At 72.7% G+C, this 16912-nt stretch carries 14 protein-coding genes and 1 pseudogene; 7 read left to right on the forward strand and 8 right to left on the reverse strand.

The features are described 5' to 3' along the window. Positions 1-282 precede the first annotated feature (282 nt). Positions 283-546 (forward strand): GlsB/YeaQ/YmgE family stress response membrane protein, encoded by a 264-nt coding sequence (locus tag AB0E91_RS20805; RefSeq protein ID WP_199588183.1) that lies wholly within the window; start codon positions 283-285, stop codon positions 544-546. A gap of 90 nt (positions 547-636) precedes the next feature. Here the strand turns inward: AB0E91_RS20805 and AB0E91_RS20810 are convergent, their stop codons facing one another. From AB0E91_RS20810 to AB0E91_RS20820, 3 genes are all read right to left on the reverse strand, one after another. Beyond that, the gene (locus AB0E91_RS20810) at positions 637-1413 is read right to left on the reverse strand and encodes a GNAT family N-acetyltransferase (protein ID WP_361783750.1); all 777 of its coding nucleotides are present in this window, start codon (positions 1411-1413) and stop codon (positions 637-639) included. Between the two features lie 71 nt (positions 1414-1484). Continuing rightward, a complete protein-coding gene (locus tag AB0E91_RS20815; protein WP_361783753.1) occupies positions 1485-2339 on the reverse strand; it encodes a GNAT family N-acetyltransferase in 855 nt (284 codons plus the stop codon). A 273-nt stretch (positions 2340-2612) separates the two neighbouring features. Then, complete coding sequence (locus AB0E91_RS20820) at positions 2613-3353, reverse strand: chaplin (protein ID WP_361783756.1); 741 nt, start codon at positions 3351-3353, stop codon at positions 2613-2615. 340 nt (positions 3354-3693) lie between these two features. Between AB0E91_RS20820 and AB0E91_RS20825 the strand changes: the two genes are divergently transcribed. The 3 genes from AB0E91_RS20825 to AB0E91_RS20835 all read left to right on the forward strand — a co-directional run bounded on the left by AB0E91_RS20825 (position 3694) and on the right by AB0E91_RS20835 (position 7641). Further along, positions 3694-5343, forward strand: a complete 1650-nt coding sequence (locus AB0E91_RS20825) for an alpha/beta fold hydrolase (protein ID WP_361783759.1) — start codon at positions 3694-3696, stop codon at positions 5341-5343. Positions 5344-5488: 145 nt separating this feature from the next. Continuing rightward, positions 5489-6004: a DUF4232 domain-containing protein gene (locus AB0E91_RS20830; protein WP_361783762.1), complete on the forward strand. Its 516-nt coding sequence runs from the start codon at positions 5489-5491 to the stop codon at positions 6002-6004. 287 nt (positions 6005-6291) lie between these two features. Continuing rightward, positions 6292-7641, forward strand: coding sequence for a SpoIIE family protein phosphatase (locus AB0E91_RS20835; RefSeq protein ID WP_361783764.1), 1350 nt, complete (start codon positions 6292-6294; stop codon positions 7639-7641). An 11-nt stretch (positions 7642-7652) separates the two neighbouring features. Here the strand turns inward: AB0E91_RS20835 and AB0E91_RS20840 are convergent, their stop codons facing one another. Continuing rightward, positions 7653-9137 carry a hypothetical protein gene (locus AB0E91_RS20840; RefSeq protein ID WP_361783767.1) on the reverse strand — a complete coding sequence of 495 codons (1485 nt, stop codon included), beginning with the start codon at positions 9135-9137 and terminating at the stop codon, positions 7653-7655. Between the two features lie 256 nt (positions 9138-9393). Here AB0E91_RS20840 and AB0E91_RS20845 point away from each other — a divergent pair, with 256 nt between their 5' ends. Together AB0E91_RS20845 and AB0E91_RS20850 are read left to right on the forward strand one after the other, a co-directional pair. Then, entirely contained in the window at positions 9394-10530 is a 1137-nt protein-coding gene (locus AB0E91_RS20845; RefSeq protein ID WP_361783770.1) for an aminoglycoside phosphotransferase family protein, read from the forward strand. A 285-nt stretch (positions 10531-10815) separates the two neighbouring features. Then, a complete protein-coding gene (locus AB0E91_RS20850) occupies positions 10816-12789 on the forward strand; it encodes a peptidoglycan recognition family protein (protein ID WP_361783773.1) in 1974 nt (657 codons plus the stop codon). A gap of 9 nt (positions 12790-12798) precedes the next feature. Here AB0E91_RS20850 and AB0E91_RS20855 read toward each other — a convergent pair whose 3' ends face one another. The 3 genes and pseudogenes from AB0E91_RS20855 to AB0E91_RS20865 all read right to left on the reverse strand — a co-directional run bounded on the left by AB0E91_RS20855 (position 12799) and on the right by AB0E91_RS20865 (position 13863). After that, positions 12799-13296: a hypothetical protein gene (locus tag AB0E91_RS20855; RefSeq protein ID WP_361783776.1), complete on the reverse strand. Its 498-nt coding sequence runs from the start codon at positions 13294-13296 to the stop codon at positions 12799-12801. Positions 13297-13490: 194 nt separating this feature from the next. Next, positions 13491-13595 (reverse strand): annotated as a pseudogene (locus tag AB0E91_RS20860) (universal stress protein); the annotation flags it as partial. Positions 13596-13620: 25 nt separating this feature from the next. Further along, complete coding sequence (locus tag AB0E91_RS20865; protein ID WP_361783779.1) at positions 13621-13863, reverse strand: DUF397 domain-containing protein; 243 nt, start codon at positions 13861-13863, stop codon at positions 13621-13623. 243 nt (positions 13864-14106) lie between these two features. On the opposite strand from AB0E91_RS20865, the gene paaK reads away from it, so the two are divergent. Continuing rightward, positions 14107-15402, forward strand: a complete 1296-nt coding sequence (gene paaK / locus AB0E91_RS20870) for a phenylacetate--CoA ligase PaaK (RefSeq protein ID WP_361783781.1) — start codon at positions 14107-14109, stop codon at positions 15400-15402. A gap of 9 nt (positions 15403-15411) precedes the next feature. On the opposite strand, the gene AB0E91_RS20875 is transcribed toward paaK, so the two are convergent. Then, complete coding sequence (locus tag AB0E91_RS20875; RefSeq protein ID WP_361783783.1) at positions 15412-16908, reverse strand: acyl-CoA synthetase; 1497 nt, start codon at positions 16906-16908, stop codon at positions 15412-15414. Positions 16909-16912 lie beyond the last annotated feature (4 nt).

The following is a 16912-nucleotide window of genomic DNA, read 5'->3' on the forward strand; positions in this document are numbered from 1 at the left end:
GGCAAACTATGAGGAACAGCGGTGCTGCACCGCTCACCCCACCAGCGCGGTCCAGCCCCGCAGTACGCGAGGGAAGGGAGCACACGCTGATATCGCAGGACAACGAAGGACGCGAGGCCGGTTCGCCCGGGCGGACCGGCCTCCCCATGTCCTGCGACATGTCCTGCGACGGGCGCCGCCGCCGATGATCCGATTCCGGCCGGAGCCGACTCCGGGGGGACTGCCTCCGCTTACAGCGGGAACATGCCAAGGCAGCGAGGGCCCGGACCCGGAGGGGTGGACATGGAAATCTCAGGCATCATCAGCGCCATAATCATCGGCATCATCATCGGCGTGCTCGGCCGGCTGGTCGTACCCGGCCGCCAGCACATCGGCATTCTGCTGACCATCGTCGTCGGCATTGTGGCCGCCCTGCTGGGCTCCGCGATCGCGGCCGGGCTCGGGGTGGCGGACACGGACGGGCCCGACTGGATCGAATGGCTGATCCAGATCGCCCTGGCGGCAGCGGGTGTGGCGGCGCTGGACCGGTCGAGGGGACGCCGCTGACCGAACCGGCGTCCCATCCTTACCTCCTTGAGAGATGACGAGGGATGACGACGACCGGGCGTGACGTCCCGTCGATTCACTGACGGGGCGTCATGCCCCGTACACATAAGGCGTCGTGGTGGTCAGCGCCCGGAAGCCGAGCCGCTGCAGGATGGGCCGACTCGTGTCCAGGGCGTCGACCTGGAGATAGCGGCAGCCGTGCGCTGCGGCGGTACGGGCGCGGTGGGCGACCAGGGTGCGGTAGATGCCGCGGCCGCGCCACTGCTTCACCGTGCCGCCGCCCCACAGTCCCGCGAACTCGGTCCCCGGCACGAGTTCCAGGCGGGCGGCGGAGACCGGTTCGTCACCGGCGAGCGCGACCACCGCGAGAACGGCTCCGGGGTCGGCGGCGAGCTGCGTGAGCAGCTGGTGCCGCAGTCGGGTGCCGTCGGTCCCGAACGCCTCCTCGTGCACGCGCACGACGAGTTCGATCCCGGCCTCGTCGGTGGCCCGGACGACCCGCACCCCGGCGGGCGGCTCGGCGTCCTGGGCCACGCGGTCGGTCTCGGCGACCATCACGGTCTCCTGGTCCTCGGCCCGGAATCCGGCGGCGCTGAGCCGGTCACCGAGATCGGCGGGCCGGTCGTGGCCGTAGAGCTTCCACTCGAATTCCTGGCCGAGGCCGGTGAAGTGGGCGATCTGTTCCTCGATGGCCCGGTGCGCGTCCGTCTCGTCGAGCCCGGACCAGAGGACGGCGTTCCATCCGCCCGTCTCGGACACCTGGCGCACCACGGCGCCGGTCCTCTCGATCCGCGCGTCCGGGCCGTCGGCCCGTGCGCCCTGACGCATCTGACGGTCGTACGCGGCCAGTACCGCTGTGTCGTCCATGGGGCCACTCCAGCATCCGACTCCCGCGCGGGCAACGGAATTTGTCCGCGCGGGAGGGCGCCGGGGAGCGGTCAGCCGAGTTCGAGGGTGGCGACGCCGAAGACCCGGTCCAGGGCGTGCTCGCGGACCGGTCCGGTGTACATGCGGGCGGTCTCGAAGGAGGGGGTCAGGCCCAGGTCGAGGGCCAGGGCGACGGCCGCCTTGTTCGGCTCGGGGATGTCCACGGCGATCCGCTCGCCCGCGAACCCGGCCGCGAGCGCGGTCAGCAGGGCGCGGGCGTCTTCGGCCGTGTCGGCGAACAGGGGGCCGACGCGCGGGCAGTCGTGCCCGGGCCGGATCACGCCGTAACCGGTGAGCCGTCCGGCGTCCTCGCGGACGAAGGCGCGGTGGCCGGGGAGGGTGAGCCACTCGGCGAGGAAGCGGGGGCGGTCGGCCGGGGAACAGGCGCCGTCGTACGCGATCACACCGGCGAGGTCGGCGGCCTCGGCGGGGCGTACGCCGTCGGGGACGGGCGCGGTGGGGGCGGGGCCGGTGTAGCGGGCGGTGCGGTGGGCGAGTTCGAAGCCGGAGCGGCGGTAGTTGTCCTGCTGGGCGACGACGCCGTCCAGGCCGACGGTGCGGGTGCCCGCGTGCGCGAGGGCGGTCTTCCAGGTGGCGAGCCCATGTCCCTGGCCGCGCAGGTCGGGGCGTACGAGATAGCAGCCGAGGAAGGCGTAGTCGTCGCCGTAGTTCACCACGGAGACGGCCGAGACCGGTTCGCCGTCGATCCGGCCGAGGAAGAAGCCCTCGGGGTCCTGGGCGAAGAAGGCGGGTCCGTCGGACAGTCCCGGGTTCCAGCCCTCCGCCGCCGCCCACGCGCTGATCACCGGCCAGTCGGCGGGGGTGGCCTGGGTGACGACGAGATCCTGGGGGGCCGGTGACGTCATCGGTGCGCTCCATTTCCTGGGGGCCGCGCGGCCGTCCCGGCATACGAGCGGGCTCCGCGCGGGTGGGACCACGGACGGTGCGACGGCGTGCCGCACCCGCCGCATCCTTCCCGATCCCGGGTGCGCACGCCACGCCGGTTTCAGGCATCGCCGAAGTCAACGGGGCACCGGTGTGCGGTGGTTGAGGACACGTCCGGCGGGCCCGGCTCCGCCGTCCATGTCAAAGGCCCCACCGAGGCCAATCGCATCCGGTGGGGCCGTGCGCCGACGCTGTCAGCCGACGCGGGTCGGCCGGAAGCGGCGGTACAGGGCCGCTCCGGCGACGATGAACGCCGCGCTGCCCGCGAGCGCCGGGGCCATGGCGTCCGTACCCGTGTGCGCGAGGGTGCCCTCGGGCGGGGCCGCGGGGGTGTGCGGCTTGGGGTGGGACTTCGGCGGGGCCGGGGTCTCCGGCGTGACCGGGGGCTCGACGGGGGGCTGGGTGACCGGCGGAGTCACCGGCGGGGTCGTGATCTCCTCCTCCGGACCGTTCTGGCAGTGGTTGCCGAAGGCCGGGTTGGCCACTCCCACCACGTCGGCACTGTTGCCGCACGCGTTCACCGGCACGTCCACGGGCAGCTGGATGCCATTGCCCGCGAGCACGCCGGGCGAGTTCTGCGTCACGCTGTGCGCCGAGGAACCGGACGTGGCCGTGCCGACACCCGCGTGGGCGGAGCCGCCCGAAGTACCGGAGCCGCTGCCGCCGCCTTCGGAGTCGGAACCGATGTTCGCGCAGGAGTTGCCCATCGCCGGGTTGAGGAGCCCGACCACGTTCACCGTGTTGCCGCACGCGTTCACCGGCACGCTCACCGGGAGCTGGACGGTGTTGCCGGAGAGCACACCGGGCGAGCCCACCGCAGCGCCGTCGGCGGAGGCGCCGCCGGCCGCGAAGGCGGCGGACACCGGCATCGCCATGGCGATCGCGCCGGAAGCGGCGGCCACACCGATCACACCGTTACGGGTAGCCCGTTTCATAGGTTTGCCTGCCTTCCAGAGTCAGTCGCGGGCAGTTGCCCGCACCACATAGAACGCGGCCGGACCATCCGAGTTATGGCTATTCCTGCTTTCACCCCATCGAGTGGCCCGGTCCATCGAATGGCTTGACGACGCCCGAACGAGTCAGAAGTGACCTCCCAAACGACCGCGAAACAGTCATGAACGCGTCCGAAATCGAGCACACAGCCCTCGACGGGCGGGCAGGGTACGACCCCAGGAAGCCCCGCACCCGCCGGGAGGCGGCGGCCGCGGGGCCCGCTTATGGTGAGGACGGCGCGGCTCCAGATCCCCCGGGCGGCCGCGTCCCGGGAGGCGATCGATGCCGGCGAAGCTGACCAGACGACCCGCCCTGCGACGCGGCGCGTGCGCCGGTGTCCTCACCCTCGCGCTGCTCGGCGCCGGGCTGCCCGTCGCGGCGGCCGACGCCCCCGCGCCCGGACTGTCCCGGTTCTACGAGCAGAAGGTGGCCTGGGGCGCCTGCGAGAGCCCCGACATGCCCCGGGACCTCCAGTGCGGCAAGGTCACCGTCCCGCTCGACTACGCCCACCCCGGCGGCGCCACCCTCGATCTGGCGCTGGCCCGCTACCGGGCGACCGGGAAACAGCACGGCTCGCTGCTGCTGAACTTCGGCGGTCCCGGGGCACCGGGCGTCGCCCAGCTCGCCGCGAGCGGCAAGGCCTTCATGGACCTGACCAACGGGTACGACGTGGTCACCTTCGATCCGCGCGGCGTCGGCCGCTCCTCCCCCGTCACCTGCGGCGCGGGCCAGGACCCGGCTGCGGACGCGGCGGCCTCGGACTCGGACCTGGACGTCCGCCGCCCGCAGACGCTGCTCACCCGGCTGCGGCAGTCCGCCGAGCTGTGCGCCAAGTACTCCGGGCCGGTCCTCCAGCACATGGGCACGGTCGACGCGGCCCGCGACATGGACGTGATCCGCCAGGCGCTGGGCCGCAAGAAGCTGGACTACCTGGGCTTCTCCTACGGCACCCGGCTCGGCGCGGTCTACGCGGCCCGGTTCCCGCACAAGGTCGGGCACATCGCCCTGGACGGCGTGGACACGCTCACCGAGCCGCTGTCCGAGCAGGGCAGGGCCGGGGCCGAGGGGCAGCAGACGGCGCTGGACTCCTTCGTGGACTGGTGCACGGACGACGTGGGCTGTCCCTTCGGGCAGGACCGGCGGGCGGCCCGCGACCAGGTGGTGCAGCTGGTGCGCTCGCTCGACGCGAACCCGGTGCCCACGGACTTCGGCGGCACCTTCTCGGGCCAGGACCTGGTGGGCGCGATCGGACAGGGCCTGTACAGCAAGCAGCTGTGGCCGTCGCTGGAGCGCGCGCTGGCCTCCCTGGTCGAGGACGGCGACACCCGGCGTGTCCTCAGCTTCGCCACCGGCGGCATCACCGCGCCGCCGCGCTCCGACGGCGGCGGGAGCGGGAGCGACAAGGACAACGGCAAGGGCGGCGAGCACACCGGGCTGACCGACACCCAGGCGGTGCCGGTCGACAATCTGCCCGCCGCGCTGCTGGCGATCAACTGCGCCGACGACCCGGACCGCCCGTCGGACGCCCGCGTCACCAAGGACCTCGAGGACCTGCGCTCCGCCTACGACGAGGCGTCCCCGGTCTTCGGCCGCTACCGGCTCACCCAGTTGCTGATGTGCTACGGCCGCCCCAAGGGCACGGACTACATCCGCGACGAGGTGAAGGACGTGCCGTCCGCCCGGATGCTGCTGATCGGCACGCGCGGCGACCCGGCGACGCCGTACCGCTGGACCGTGGAGACGGCCGAGCGGCTGGGCGACTCGGCCGTGGTGCTCGACAACAAGGGTGACGGCCACACCGGCTACGCCTCCTCCAAGTGCGTGCACCGCAAGGTCAACGACTTCCTGCTGTACGGCTCGCTGCCGCCGAACGGCAGTTCCTGCCCCGCGGACGGGAACTCCTGGAGTTCGTCGGCGGAGGGCGACGAGTGAGCCGCCCCGGGAAGGGCGACAGGTGTAGCGCAATCGGGTCACAGCGCCGATTCCGGTACAACCTCTCAGGCCGGACCGCCGTCCTACCGATCGGGCGGACCGTGGTCCGCCGGCCGTGCCGTCGACCGTGATCAGGGAGTCCGTCATGCGTATCCGTGCCTTCGCCGCCGCTTCCGCCGTCCTCGCCGCCGGGGCCGTGCTGCTGACCGCGCCGGCCGGTCACGCGGCCCCCGTCCGGGTCGCCCCGTGCACCCAGGGTGAACTGACCGTGCGGGCCGCGGCGGCGGCCGCCGATCGCACCGTCGTGCGGTTCTCGGTGACCAACCGGGGCGGCCGCGCCTGCACCGTGGAGCGCGTGCCCGTGGTCAGCTTCGGCGGTCTCGACGGGGCCGCGCTGCCGGTGCCGGACGGCGGCGCGGGCACCTACCGGATCGGCGCGCGGGAGACCGCGTACGCGGCCGTGCGCACCATCGGCGATCCGCGGGACCCGGAGGCCCGCCGGGCCCACTCGGTCTACGTGTCCGACGCGGCCGGGCGGTGGGGCGCCGTCTTCTCCGCCGGACGGCTGGGCACCGGGACGCGGGTCCTGGTGTGGGAGCCGGTGACGACGTGGTGGCAGCCGAGCCGCGCGGCGGCGGACCGGGCGATCGGCCTCCGCTGAGCGCACACCACCCCTCCCCACTCCCGAACACACAAGCACCGAACGCGTGGCCGAACCCTCGGCCGCGCCGCTCTCCGATGCGTCAAATGCCTTAGCTTTCCTACGACTTGACGACCCCTGTCCGTACAGCCGAGCCCCCCGAGGACCACGTCCGGAAGACTCTGACATATGCCAGAAGCACCCCCGCATCGGGTGTTGCCAAATCCCTTACGAGGGGTCGCGGGCTGTGCCACAGTCGTAGCGGTTCCACTGTTCTCCCTGCCGTACCGTTCCCATCGGAGTGCGTCATGCCGTCCTCTGTCTCCGCGGACCGCCCAGCCGCCCCGCCGCCCGGACGCGGCTCGGTCGAGGCGCTCATCTCGCAGACGCGGCGGCTCAAGGGCGACATGGCCGCCGTACGGCGCGGCACACCGAGCCACGGCTCGGACCCGGAGGAGCGCTGGCAACAGGCCCTGTACGAACTGGCACTGCACCAACTCGACGACCTCGACGCCCACTTGGCCCAGCTCCGGGACGGTCCGGACCGCCGGCGCCCCGAGGGCGACGGCGACTCGCTGCTCGGCCGGGTCGGCAGCGCGGAGTGGAACCTGCTGACGGACGAGGCGAGTTGGTCCGCCGAGCTGTACGGCATCCTCGGCCTCGATCCGGTCGTGCCCGCCCTCACCCTGGACGAACTCCCGTCCCTGGTGCACGAGGAGGACCGGCCCGGGCTGACCGCGATGGTGACGGCCTGCCTGGTGGACGCAAAGCCGATCGACGGCGAGTTCCGCGTCGTACGGCCCGACACCTCCGTACGCACCGTGCACATGAGGGGCGAGCCCGTCCTGGACACCGACGGCGGCACCGTCTCGATGTGGGCCGTGCTGCGGGACGTCAGCGAACTGCGCCGCCGGGGGCGGACGGTGCGCGAGACCGGCGACTCCTTACGCCTGCGTCAGCGGCCCCCGGCGCCGCCCGGCGAGACCTTGCTGCCGCTGTGGAGCGAACCCGCACGCCACGGCACGGGCGCGCTCGACATCGCCGCCCGGCACCTGCCCTCCGAGGCGGTCGCCACGGCGGGCGGCGACTGGTGCGACGCCCTCGAACTCCCGGACGACTCCTACCTGTTGAGCGCCGGTGACCTCACCGGACAGCACGGCAGCCCGGTTCCGGCCGTGGCCGTCCTGCTGGGTGCCGTGCGCGGCATGGCCCTGTCCGGCACCGGACCCGGCCCCCTGCTCGCCGTGCTCGACCAGGTACTCGGCGCCTCCGCACCGCCCGCCACGCTCGGCGGCGCCGTGTGCTGTCGCTACACCCCCGGCGACCGCACCCTCATCTGGGCGCGCACCGGTCACCCCGCCCCGCTGCTGTTCCGCGACGGGACGGGGCGCGTGCTGACCGCACCGGACGACGCGCCCGGAACCGGCGGTGGGCAGGCCGAACTCACCCTGGAGCAGGGCGATCTGCTCGTGCTGCACACCGAGGGGCTGCTCCTCGGCACCGGTGGGTCCACTGCACTGGACCGGCTGCTCGGACTCGGCCCGCTCCTGGCCGCGGCGTCCACCGCGCCGGAGTGCGCGCGGATCGTCGCCGAGGCGTTCGGCACGGCGGGACGGGCGTACGACGCCTGCCTGCTGGTGGCCAGGGTCACCGACTGACGGAGCGGCCCTCAGGCCTCCGCACTCCTCCCCCGCTGCCTGGGCATCGCTGTCCTGATCTCCTCCCGCAGTTGGTGGATCCTCGGATAGCCCGCGTACTCCGCGCTGAGCCGGTACATCTGGAGCAGCCGGTCCCAGGTGCGCCGCGAGGAGTTGGCGCCCATCGCCAGGAGGGCGAGCCGGGCGTACCGGTCGGCCTGCTCGGGGTCGTCGGCGATGAAGCAGGCCGAGGCCATGGAGAGATGGTCGAAGATCTTCGACCGCTCCCGTCCGTCGATCCTGAGCGCCAGGGCCTTCTCGGCGTAGTACTGGGCGTGCGCGGCGGCGGTCGGGTCGAACTCGGCCAGTGTGCGGTAGGCGAGGGCCTGCATCCCGTACAGATCCTCGTCCTTGAAGGTCTGCATCCAGTCGGGCTGTGTCTCGGAGCGGCGGTCGGAGACGAAGAGGTCCTCCGCCTGACCGAGGGTGCGCCGCATCGCCTGGCCCTTGCCCATCGCGGCCTGCGCCCACGCCTCGATGGTGTGGAACATCGCCTTCGTACGCGGCTGGAGACGTTCCCCCGAGCCGGAGTGGGCGAGCTTCATCAGGTCCAGGGCCTCGTCGGGCCGGCCCAGGTGCACCATCTGGCGGGCGGCCCGGGACAGGGCCTCCCCGGCGCGCGGCCGGTCGCCGCCCTCGTGCGCGGCGTGCGCGGCGATGACGAAGTACTTCTGTGCCGTGGGCTCCAGGCCCACGTCGTGCGACATCCAGCCCGCGAGGACCGCGAGGTTGGCCGCGACGCCCCACAGGCGCCGCTGGAGTTGGGGTGGGTGGTGGTAGGCGAGCATGCCGCCCACCTCGTTGAGCTGGCCCACGACCGCCTTGCGCTGGAGGCCGCCGCCGCGTGCCGCGTCCCAGGCGCGGAACACCGCGACGGAGCCCTCCAGTTCCTCGACCTCCTGCTCCCCGACGGGGGCGGCCTCGTAGCGGTCGAACCCGGCGGGGTCGGCGTGCAGGGGATCGTCGAAGACGGGGGCGTCGGCCTTCAGGGCAGGGTCGGTGTGCAGCCAGTCGCGCATGGAACTGCTGAGTGTGGCTCCCGCGGCGAGCGCGGCACCCGCGCCCACCAAGCCGCGTCGGTTGAGCATGAGGTCCATTCCCGTGAATTCGGTGAGGACCGCGGCGGTCCGTCCGGGCGTCCACAGCACGCCGTCGGGATGATCCGCATTCCCGTCGCCCTGCCGTTTCCCCGCACGCCCGTGCCGTACCAGACCGAGGTCCTCGATGGTCACGACACGGCCGAGTCGCTCGGTGAACAGAGCCGCCAGCACCCTCGGCACCGGATCGCGCGGGATCTCTCCCGTGTCGATCCACCGCCGCACCCGCGAGGTGTCGGTCGAGAGCTGGGGGTGGCCCATGGCCGCCGCCTGCCGGTTGACCAGTCTCGCGAGTTCGCCCTTCGACCAGCCGGCCAGGCCGAACAGGTCAGCGAAGCGGGTGTTGGGTTGTCCGCTCACGTCAAGCCCCCAGGTTCTCGGCTGAGTTGACAGTAGCCCCGTGCCGGTTGCCGGGCGACTATTCGCCAGGGTTCGCCAGGGTGCGCCAGATGGTGTGCCAGTGGACATCGGGTGTCAGGTAGGAAAGCGCCACCCCGACCCGGTCACCCCGGGACATTCCCCAGGGTGTTCCGAGGAGCCGGGCCGGGCGGCGCGAGCACAGCTCATGGACTGTCAGGACAGGCACCGCAGGCACACGAAGGGATCTGTATCTCCCATGTACGCAGCATCGTCCTCCGTGTCCGCTCCGCCCCGGCCTCCGCGTCCCCGCCCGGCGGGCGGCGGACCGTATCTCGACCCGGCGGCGCGGCCCGGAACATCCGTGCCGGTCGTGGGCCGCGCAGCGCGCATCCCGGGCCAGCCCGGCGCGCAGCCGCTCAGCGGCAGACTGGACCTGTCCGGCCCCCAGGGGGCCCAACTGCGCGGCGCCATCAACGCCGTGCACCGCATCTGCCCGGAGTTCGCCCCGGTGCAGGTACTGCGCCGCACCGGCCGCTCCGTCACCCTCGTGGGTACGGCGGGCCGCAGCACGGCCGTGGCGAAGTGTCTGCTGGACCACTCGCCCTCGTGGGCCGAGCGGGTCAGGCACGAGATAGCGGCATACCGCTCGTTCGTCCGGCACCGCCCCCCTGTGCGGGTGCCGAGGCTGATCGCGGCGGACCCGGACAACTGCACACTGGTGATCGAGCGGGTGCCCGGCCGGGTCGCCGCGCTCCAGCGCCACCCGATGGACGCCCCGGCCCGCCCGGACATCCGGACCGCGCTCGGCGCGATCTGCCGGCTGAACGCGTGGCGTCCCCCGGCGGGCACCTTCGACGCCCCGCTGGACTACGCGGCCCGCATCAACCGCTACCACGAGCTGGGGCTGCTGACCGACCGTGATCTGGGCGACCTCCAGAAGCTGCTGCACGGCATCGCGCACTCGGCGGGCCGCCAGGGCATGGGCCAGTTCTGCCACGGCAACGCCCTGCTGTCGAACATCCTGCTCTCCCCGACGGGCCCGGTCCTGGTCGACTGGGAGCACGCGGGCTGGTACCTGCCGGGGTACGACCTGGCCACCCTGTGGCTCGCCCTCGGCAGCGCCCCGGACGCCCGGCGGCACATCAGCCAGATCGCCCAGTTCGGCGGACCCGCCTCGCGCGACGCCTTCCTGGTGAACCTGATGCTGGTGCTCACCCGGGAGATCCGTACCTACGAGACGGCCGTCCAGCGCTCGATGCACGAGACGGCTCCGGCCGCGGCCCGGGTGGGCGGCGTGCCGAGCGGGGAGGAACAGCGGCTGCTGCTGCGGCGCCTGCACGACGACTGCCACCTGGCCCGGCAGGCGGTGCGGGCGGCGGTGGGCACCCGCTGACACGGACTCCGCGGTGCGCCCGGAGCGGCGGCGCACCGCGGATTTCTCCGCTGCCGGGCTGCCGGGTCCACTCCCCGGTTCGCTCGGCGCAGGCCGGTGACGTTGGTCTACTCCACTGACGCCCCGCAGGCCCGCCACCCGCCGCCGCGAAACTCGCCGGACCCATCTGTGACATGGGAAATCGCCTCCCCGAGGGCATGATTGACGGATCGTCGGCCAGCCGGTACCACTGACCCAGCTCGGCGCCGCCCGTCCCGCCACGCCCGCCCGTCACAGGAGGCCGCATTGCGAGGATTCGCCACCGACCCGACATCCACCCCCGGCCGCAGACGGCTGAACCGCACCACCGGCGCCCTCGCGGGCGCCGCCTTGCTGTTGCCGCTGCTCGGCGCGGCCCCGTCCTCCGGCGCGGCTCCCGCGCCGTCCGACGACAGCCTCCAGCGCGCGTTCGCCGCCGCCTCGGCCGAGTACCACGTGCCGCAGAGCCTGCTGCTGGCCGTCTCCTACCTCCAGTCGCGCTGGGACTCGCACGCCGGTGCCCCCAGCGTGAGCGGCGGGTACGGCCCGATGCATCTGACCGACGCCCGCACGGCGCTCGCCACCACCGAGCACTACGCCGAGGGCACCGAGGACCCGCGCGGCGACAGCGCCCGCACTCCCCTGCACCCGCGCGCCGAGGCGCCGCCCGCCTCGGCGCTCCCGGCCCGCCTGACCACGCTGCGCCGCGCGGCGGAACTGACCGGCCTGCCCGCCGCCGAGCTGCGCACCGACCCGGCGGCCAACATCGCCGGGGGCGCCGCCCTGCTCGCGGCCGAGCAGAAGCGGCTGGGCCAGAAGGCCGGCGCCGATCCGGCCGCGTGGTACGGCGCGGTGGCCCGGTTCTCCGGCGCCGACGACTCGGCGACGGCGGCCGCGTACGCGAACGACGTGTTCGACGTACTGCGCACCGGCGAGTCCCGCACCACCGACGACGGCCGGCGGGTCGTCCTCAAGGCCGTCCCCGGTGTGCGCGGCGACACGGCCCAGCTGAAGCGGACCGGTCTGCGCGCGCCGAAGACCGACGGCGTGGAGTGCCCGGCGAGGGTGTCCTGTGTGTCGGTCCCGGCGCCGTACGAGCAGTTCGGGGACAACGACTACGGCAACCACGACCTGGGGAACCGCCCGGCCTCGCAGCGGATCAAGTACATCGTCATCCATGACACCGAGGGCGGCTGGGACGGGGTGATGAACCTGATCCAGGACCCCACCTATGTGTCCTGGAACTACACGATCCGCTCCACCGATGGTCTGATCGCCCAGCATGTGAAGGCGAAGGACGTGGCCTGGCACGCGGGCAACTGGGACGTCAACGCCCGCTCGATCGGCATCGAGCACGAGGGCTTCCTGACCGCGCCGGACGCCTGGTACACGGAGGCGATGTACCGCTCCTCGGCCCGTCTGGTGCGCTATCTGTCGCGCGCGTACGGCGTCCCGCTGGACCGGCAGCACATCCTCGGCCACGACAACGTGCCGGGGCCGACCGCCTCGACGGTGCGCGGTATGCACACCGACCCGGGTCCGTACTGGGACTGGCGGCACTACTTCCAGCTGCTCGGCCACCCGTTCAGGGCGACGGGCACCGCCCGCTCCGGGCTGGTGACGATCCGGCCGGACTACGCGGCCAACCAGCCGGTGTACACGGGCTGCGACCCGGCCGCCGCCTCCTGCCCGGCGCACGGCTCCGGCGAGGTGCGGCTGTACACGGACCACGACGTGAACGCCCCGCTGGTCAAGGACATCGGCCTCGGCACCACCCCGACGACCGGGGTGAACGACCTCTCCTCACGCGTCTCCACCGGCCAGCAGTACGCGGTCGCGGACCGCTGGGGCGGCTGGACGGCGATCTGGTACCTCGGCCAGAAGGCGTGGTTCCAGAACCCGAAGCGGCACGCGACGGCGGTTCCCGCGTCCGGGTTCACGATCACCCCGAAGGACGGTCTGGCGAGCGTCCCGGTGTACGGCCGGGCGTACCCGGAGAAGGAGGCGTACCCGGCGGGCGTCCCGGCCCAGTCGGTGGTGGCGCTGCCGTACACGATCCCGGCCGGGCAGAAGTACGTCGTCGGTGACGAGATGCCGGGCGAGTACTACTACGCGGTCACCTTCACCGAGGACTCGCACAAGGTGGTCGTCGGCAAGGACCTGTACTACGAGATCCAGTACGGCCACCGGGTGGCGTTCGTCCGCGCGGCCGATGTGACACTGGCGGCCGCGCGCCGCTGAGGCCGGGCCTCAGCCCTGCTGGAACAGTTCCGCCGGGAGCGGTTTCAGCAGGGCGTACAGGTCGTCGGTGATGGGCCGGTCCCAGGCGGCGATCGTGACGAGCACACCGTCGCTGCGGTCGAACTGCACGCAGGAGATACGGCTCTCGGAGAGCTTGAGGCGGCGCACGATCAGCAGGTTGTCGCCCTGGAGGACCGGGGTGTCCTCGGTGCCGACGACCGTGACCTCCTCGTCGTTCTCCAGCGCGAGCAGCAGCTGTGCGACCTCGAAGGGGATCTCGTCCTCGGCGGTCTCGCGGGCCGGGGAGCCCTCGGGGAGATTGCCGATGATCATGGCGGGGCCGCGCCCGCCGAACAGGTCGTAGCGCAGGAAGACACCCTGGCAGGTGCCGTCGGGAGCGGGCAGCAGGCCCGCGCCGAGGTTGCCCGGCCAGTCGCCCGGGTCCATGGCCAGCACGTCGAAATCGGGGCCGGCGGGGGTTGCGCTGCGGCGGCGGAGGAACGACATGCGGCAATGGTACGTGCCCGGGAGCGCGCGGCGACGTGCGGGCGCCCCTGGGGAACGGCCGCGCGCGGCGGGGCACCCGGACGGACCGGGCGCGTCGCCCGCGCGGGTCACTCGTCCGTGGGAACGGGCGGTACGACGACGACCGGGCTCGCCGCGTGGAGCAGCACGGCGTGGGTGACCGAGCCGAGCATGGCGTCGCGGGCGGCGGCCACGCCGTTGGAGCCGAGCAGCGGTCCGGTGAAGCCGCCCCGGCCGCGTGACCCGAGGACGAGCAGCTGGGCGTCGGCGGCGAGTTCGGGCTCCGGGTGTCCTGGTGGGGGGCGCTCAGGTCAGGTCGAACTCACCGGCGCGCGCGCCGGAGACGAAGGCACCCCACTCGGCGGGCGTGAAGATCAGGGAGGGGCTCTCCGTGCGGTCGCTGTTGCGCATCGCGACGAAGCCTTCCACGAAGGCGATCTGGACGTCCCCCAGACCGCCGCTGCCGGAGCGCCACTGCGCCCCGCTGAGGTCCAGGTCCGGCTTGTCCCAGCCCGCGAGCGGCTGCCGCTGGGTGATGCTCTCGGCCACGTCCGTGCTCCTCCCGGTTCGTCGTCCGCGAGTCAGCCTAGCGACCGGTCCGGGCGGCGGACAGGCCATGTGAGGGGGACGTTCGGGCGGCGCGCGCCGGTCTGCGCGCGCCCCTGGGAAAAATCCGGGTGCCTGCCTCTTGCCTCGGACCCGCCGGCCTGAATTACTTGCCTCGAAGGAAACGACCGAATGATCGGTCGTCCGTATTGTGTATGTGCGTGGCGCGTGAGGGGGCCTTTTCCGATGACGGACACGGCGGATCTGCTCGACGCGGGCGAGCGGCTCGGACTCGACGAGCTGCGCGCCCTCCAGCTGGAGCGGCTGCGCGCCACGCTGCGGCACGCCTACGAGCACGTGCCGTTCTACCGCGATTCCTTCGACAAGGCCGGGGTCCACCCCGAGGACTGCCACTCGCTGGCGGACCTCGCACGCTTCCCGTTCACCGTCAAGAGCGACCTGCGCGAGAACTACCCGTACGGCATGTTCGCCGTCCCCCGCGAGCGCATCCGCCGCCTCCACGCCTCCAGCGGCACGACCGGCCTGCCCACGGTGGTGGGCTACACGGAGGGCGACCTCTCCCTGTGGGCCGACCTGGTGGCGCGCTCGATCCGCGCGGCGGGCGGCCGCCCCGGGGACGTGGTCCATGTGGCGTACGGCTACGGGCTGTTCACCGGCGGCCTCGGCGCGCACTACGGCGCCGAGCGCCTGGGCTGTACGGTCGTGCCCGCCTCCGGGGGCATGACGGCCCGGCAGGTGCGGCTGATCCAGGACCTGGAACCCCGGGTCATCATGGTCACGCCGTCCTACATGCTCACGCTGCTCGACGAGTTCGAGCGCCAGGGCGTGGACCCGCGCGGCACTTCGCTGCGGGTCGGGATCTTCGGTGCCGAGCCGTGGACGGAGGAGATGCGGCGAGAGATCGAGGAGCGGTTCGCGATCGACGCCGTCGACATCTACGGCCTGTCGGAGGTGATAGGTCCCGGCGTGGCCCAGGAGTGCGCCGAGACCAAGGACGGTCTCCATGTGTGGGAGGACCACTTCTATCCAGAGGTTGTCGACCCCATCACGGGCGAGGTGCTGCCGGAGGGCGAGCCGGGCGAGCTGGTGTTCACCTCCCTGACGAAGGAGGCGATGCCGATCGTCCGGTACCGCACCCGGGATCTGACCCGGCTGCTGCCGGGCACGGCGCGGGCGTTCCGCCGGATGGAGAAGATCACCGGCCGCAGCGACGACATGGTAATCCTGCGCGGGGTCAATGTGTTCCCGACCCAGTTCGAGGAGATCGTGCTGCGCACGCCCGGGGTGGCGCCGCACTTCCAGCTCCGGCTGACCCGCGAGGGGCGGCTCGACGCGCTCACCGTGCGCGCCGAGGCCCGGCCGGGTGCCACCCCCGAGGCGCGGGAGGCGGCGGCCCGGTCGATCGCCGCAGCCGCGAAGGACGGCATCGGCGTGTCGGTGGCCGTGGAGATCGTGGAACCGGAGTCGCTGGAGCGCTCGGTGGGGAAGATACGCCGGATCGTGGATCTGCGGCCGCGCTGAGGCCGTTGCTCAGTCGCCGAACCTGTCCCGCAGCTCCCGCTTGAGGATCTTGCCGCTGGCGTTGCGGGGCAGTTCGGTGACGAAGAGGACCCGCTTGGGCGCCTTGAACGCGGGCAGTATCTCGCGGACATGGGCGACGAGCTGGTCCTCGGTGACCTCGCCGCGCGGGACGACGACCGCCGTGACCGCCTCGATCCACCGCTCGTCGGGCAGCCCGATCACGGCGGCCTCGGCCACGCCCTCGTGGGTGTAGAGCGCGTCCTCGACCTGACGGGAGGCGACCAGGACGCCACCGGAGTTGATGACGTCCTTCACCCGGTCGACGATCGTGAAGTACCCGTGCGCGTCGCGGACCGCGAGGTCGCCGGAGTGGAACCAGCCGTCACGGAAGGCGGCCGCGGTCTCCTCGGGCTTGTCCCAGTAGCCCTCGCACAGCTGCGGGGAGCGGTAGACGATCTCGCCGGGCGTCCCGTCGGGCACGTCCTCGCCGTTCTCGTCCACCACACGGGCGTCCACGAACAGCACCGTGCGGCCGCAGGAGTCGAGCCTGCCCTTGTGCTCGGTGGGGGCGAGCACGGTGGCGAGTGGGCCGATCTCGCTCTGCCCGAAGCAGTTGTAGAGGGCGAGCTTCGGCAGCCGTTCGCGCAGCCGCTCCAGGACGGGCACCGGCATGATCGAGGCGCCGTAGTACGCCTTGCGCAGACCGGTGAGATCGCGCTCGGCGAAGTCGGACCGGTTGGTGAGCGCGATCCACACGGTGGGCGGGGCGAACAGGCTGTCGGCGCGGCCCGCCTCGATCAGGTCGAAGAGACGGTCACCGTCGGGCGCGTCGAGGACGATGTTGGTCGCGCCCACCGCGAGGTAGGGCACCAGGAAGACGTGCATCTGTGCCGAGTGGTAGAGCGGCAGCGCGTGCACGGGCAGGTCGCCGGCGCTCAGGTCCAGGGCCGTGATCGCGCTCAGGTACTCGTGGACCAGCGCGCGGTGGGTCATCATCGCGCCCTTGGGCAGCGCGGTCGTCCCGGAGGTGTAGAGCAGCTGCACCAGGTCCTCGGTGCGCGGCTCGGGCCCGTCGTACGGCTCGGTGCCGGGCAGCCGGGCGAGGAGGGAGTCGTCGGCGTCGCGCAGGGGCAGCTGCCGTGCGTCCGGCGGGAGTTGACCGGCGAGGGCCGGGTCGGTGAGCACCAGCGCACTGCCCGACTGGCCGAGGACGTAGCCGAGGTCGTCGCCGGTCAGGTGCTGGTTGACGGGCACATGGACCAGGCCCGCGCGGGCACAGGCGAGGAAGGCGATCAGATAGGCGTCGGAGTTGTGGCCGTAGGCGGCCACCCGGTCACCGGGGGCGAGTCCCTCGGCGAGCAGGAGGGCGGCGGCGCGGGAGACGGCGTCGTCCAGTTCCGCGTACGTCCAGGTCCGTTCGCCGTACTCCAGCGCGACGCGCGCCGGGACGCGTCGGGCGCTGCGCCGCAGCACCCCGTCGACCGTGCTGCCCTGTCCCTGTGTCATGTCA

Origin of the sequence: Streptomyces sp. NPDC026659, assembly GCF_040638245.1 — a bacterium.
Taxonomy (GTDB): Bacteria; Actinomycetota; Actinomycetes; order Streptomycetales; family Streptomycetaceae; genus Streptomyces.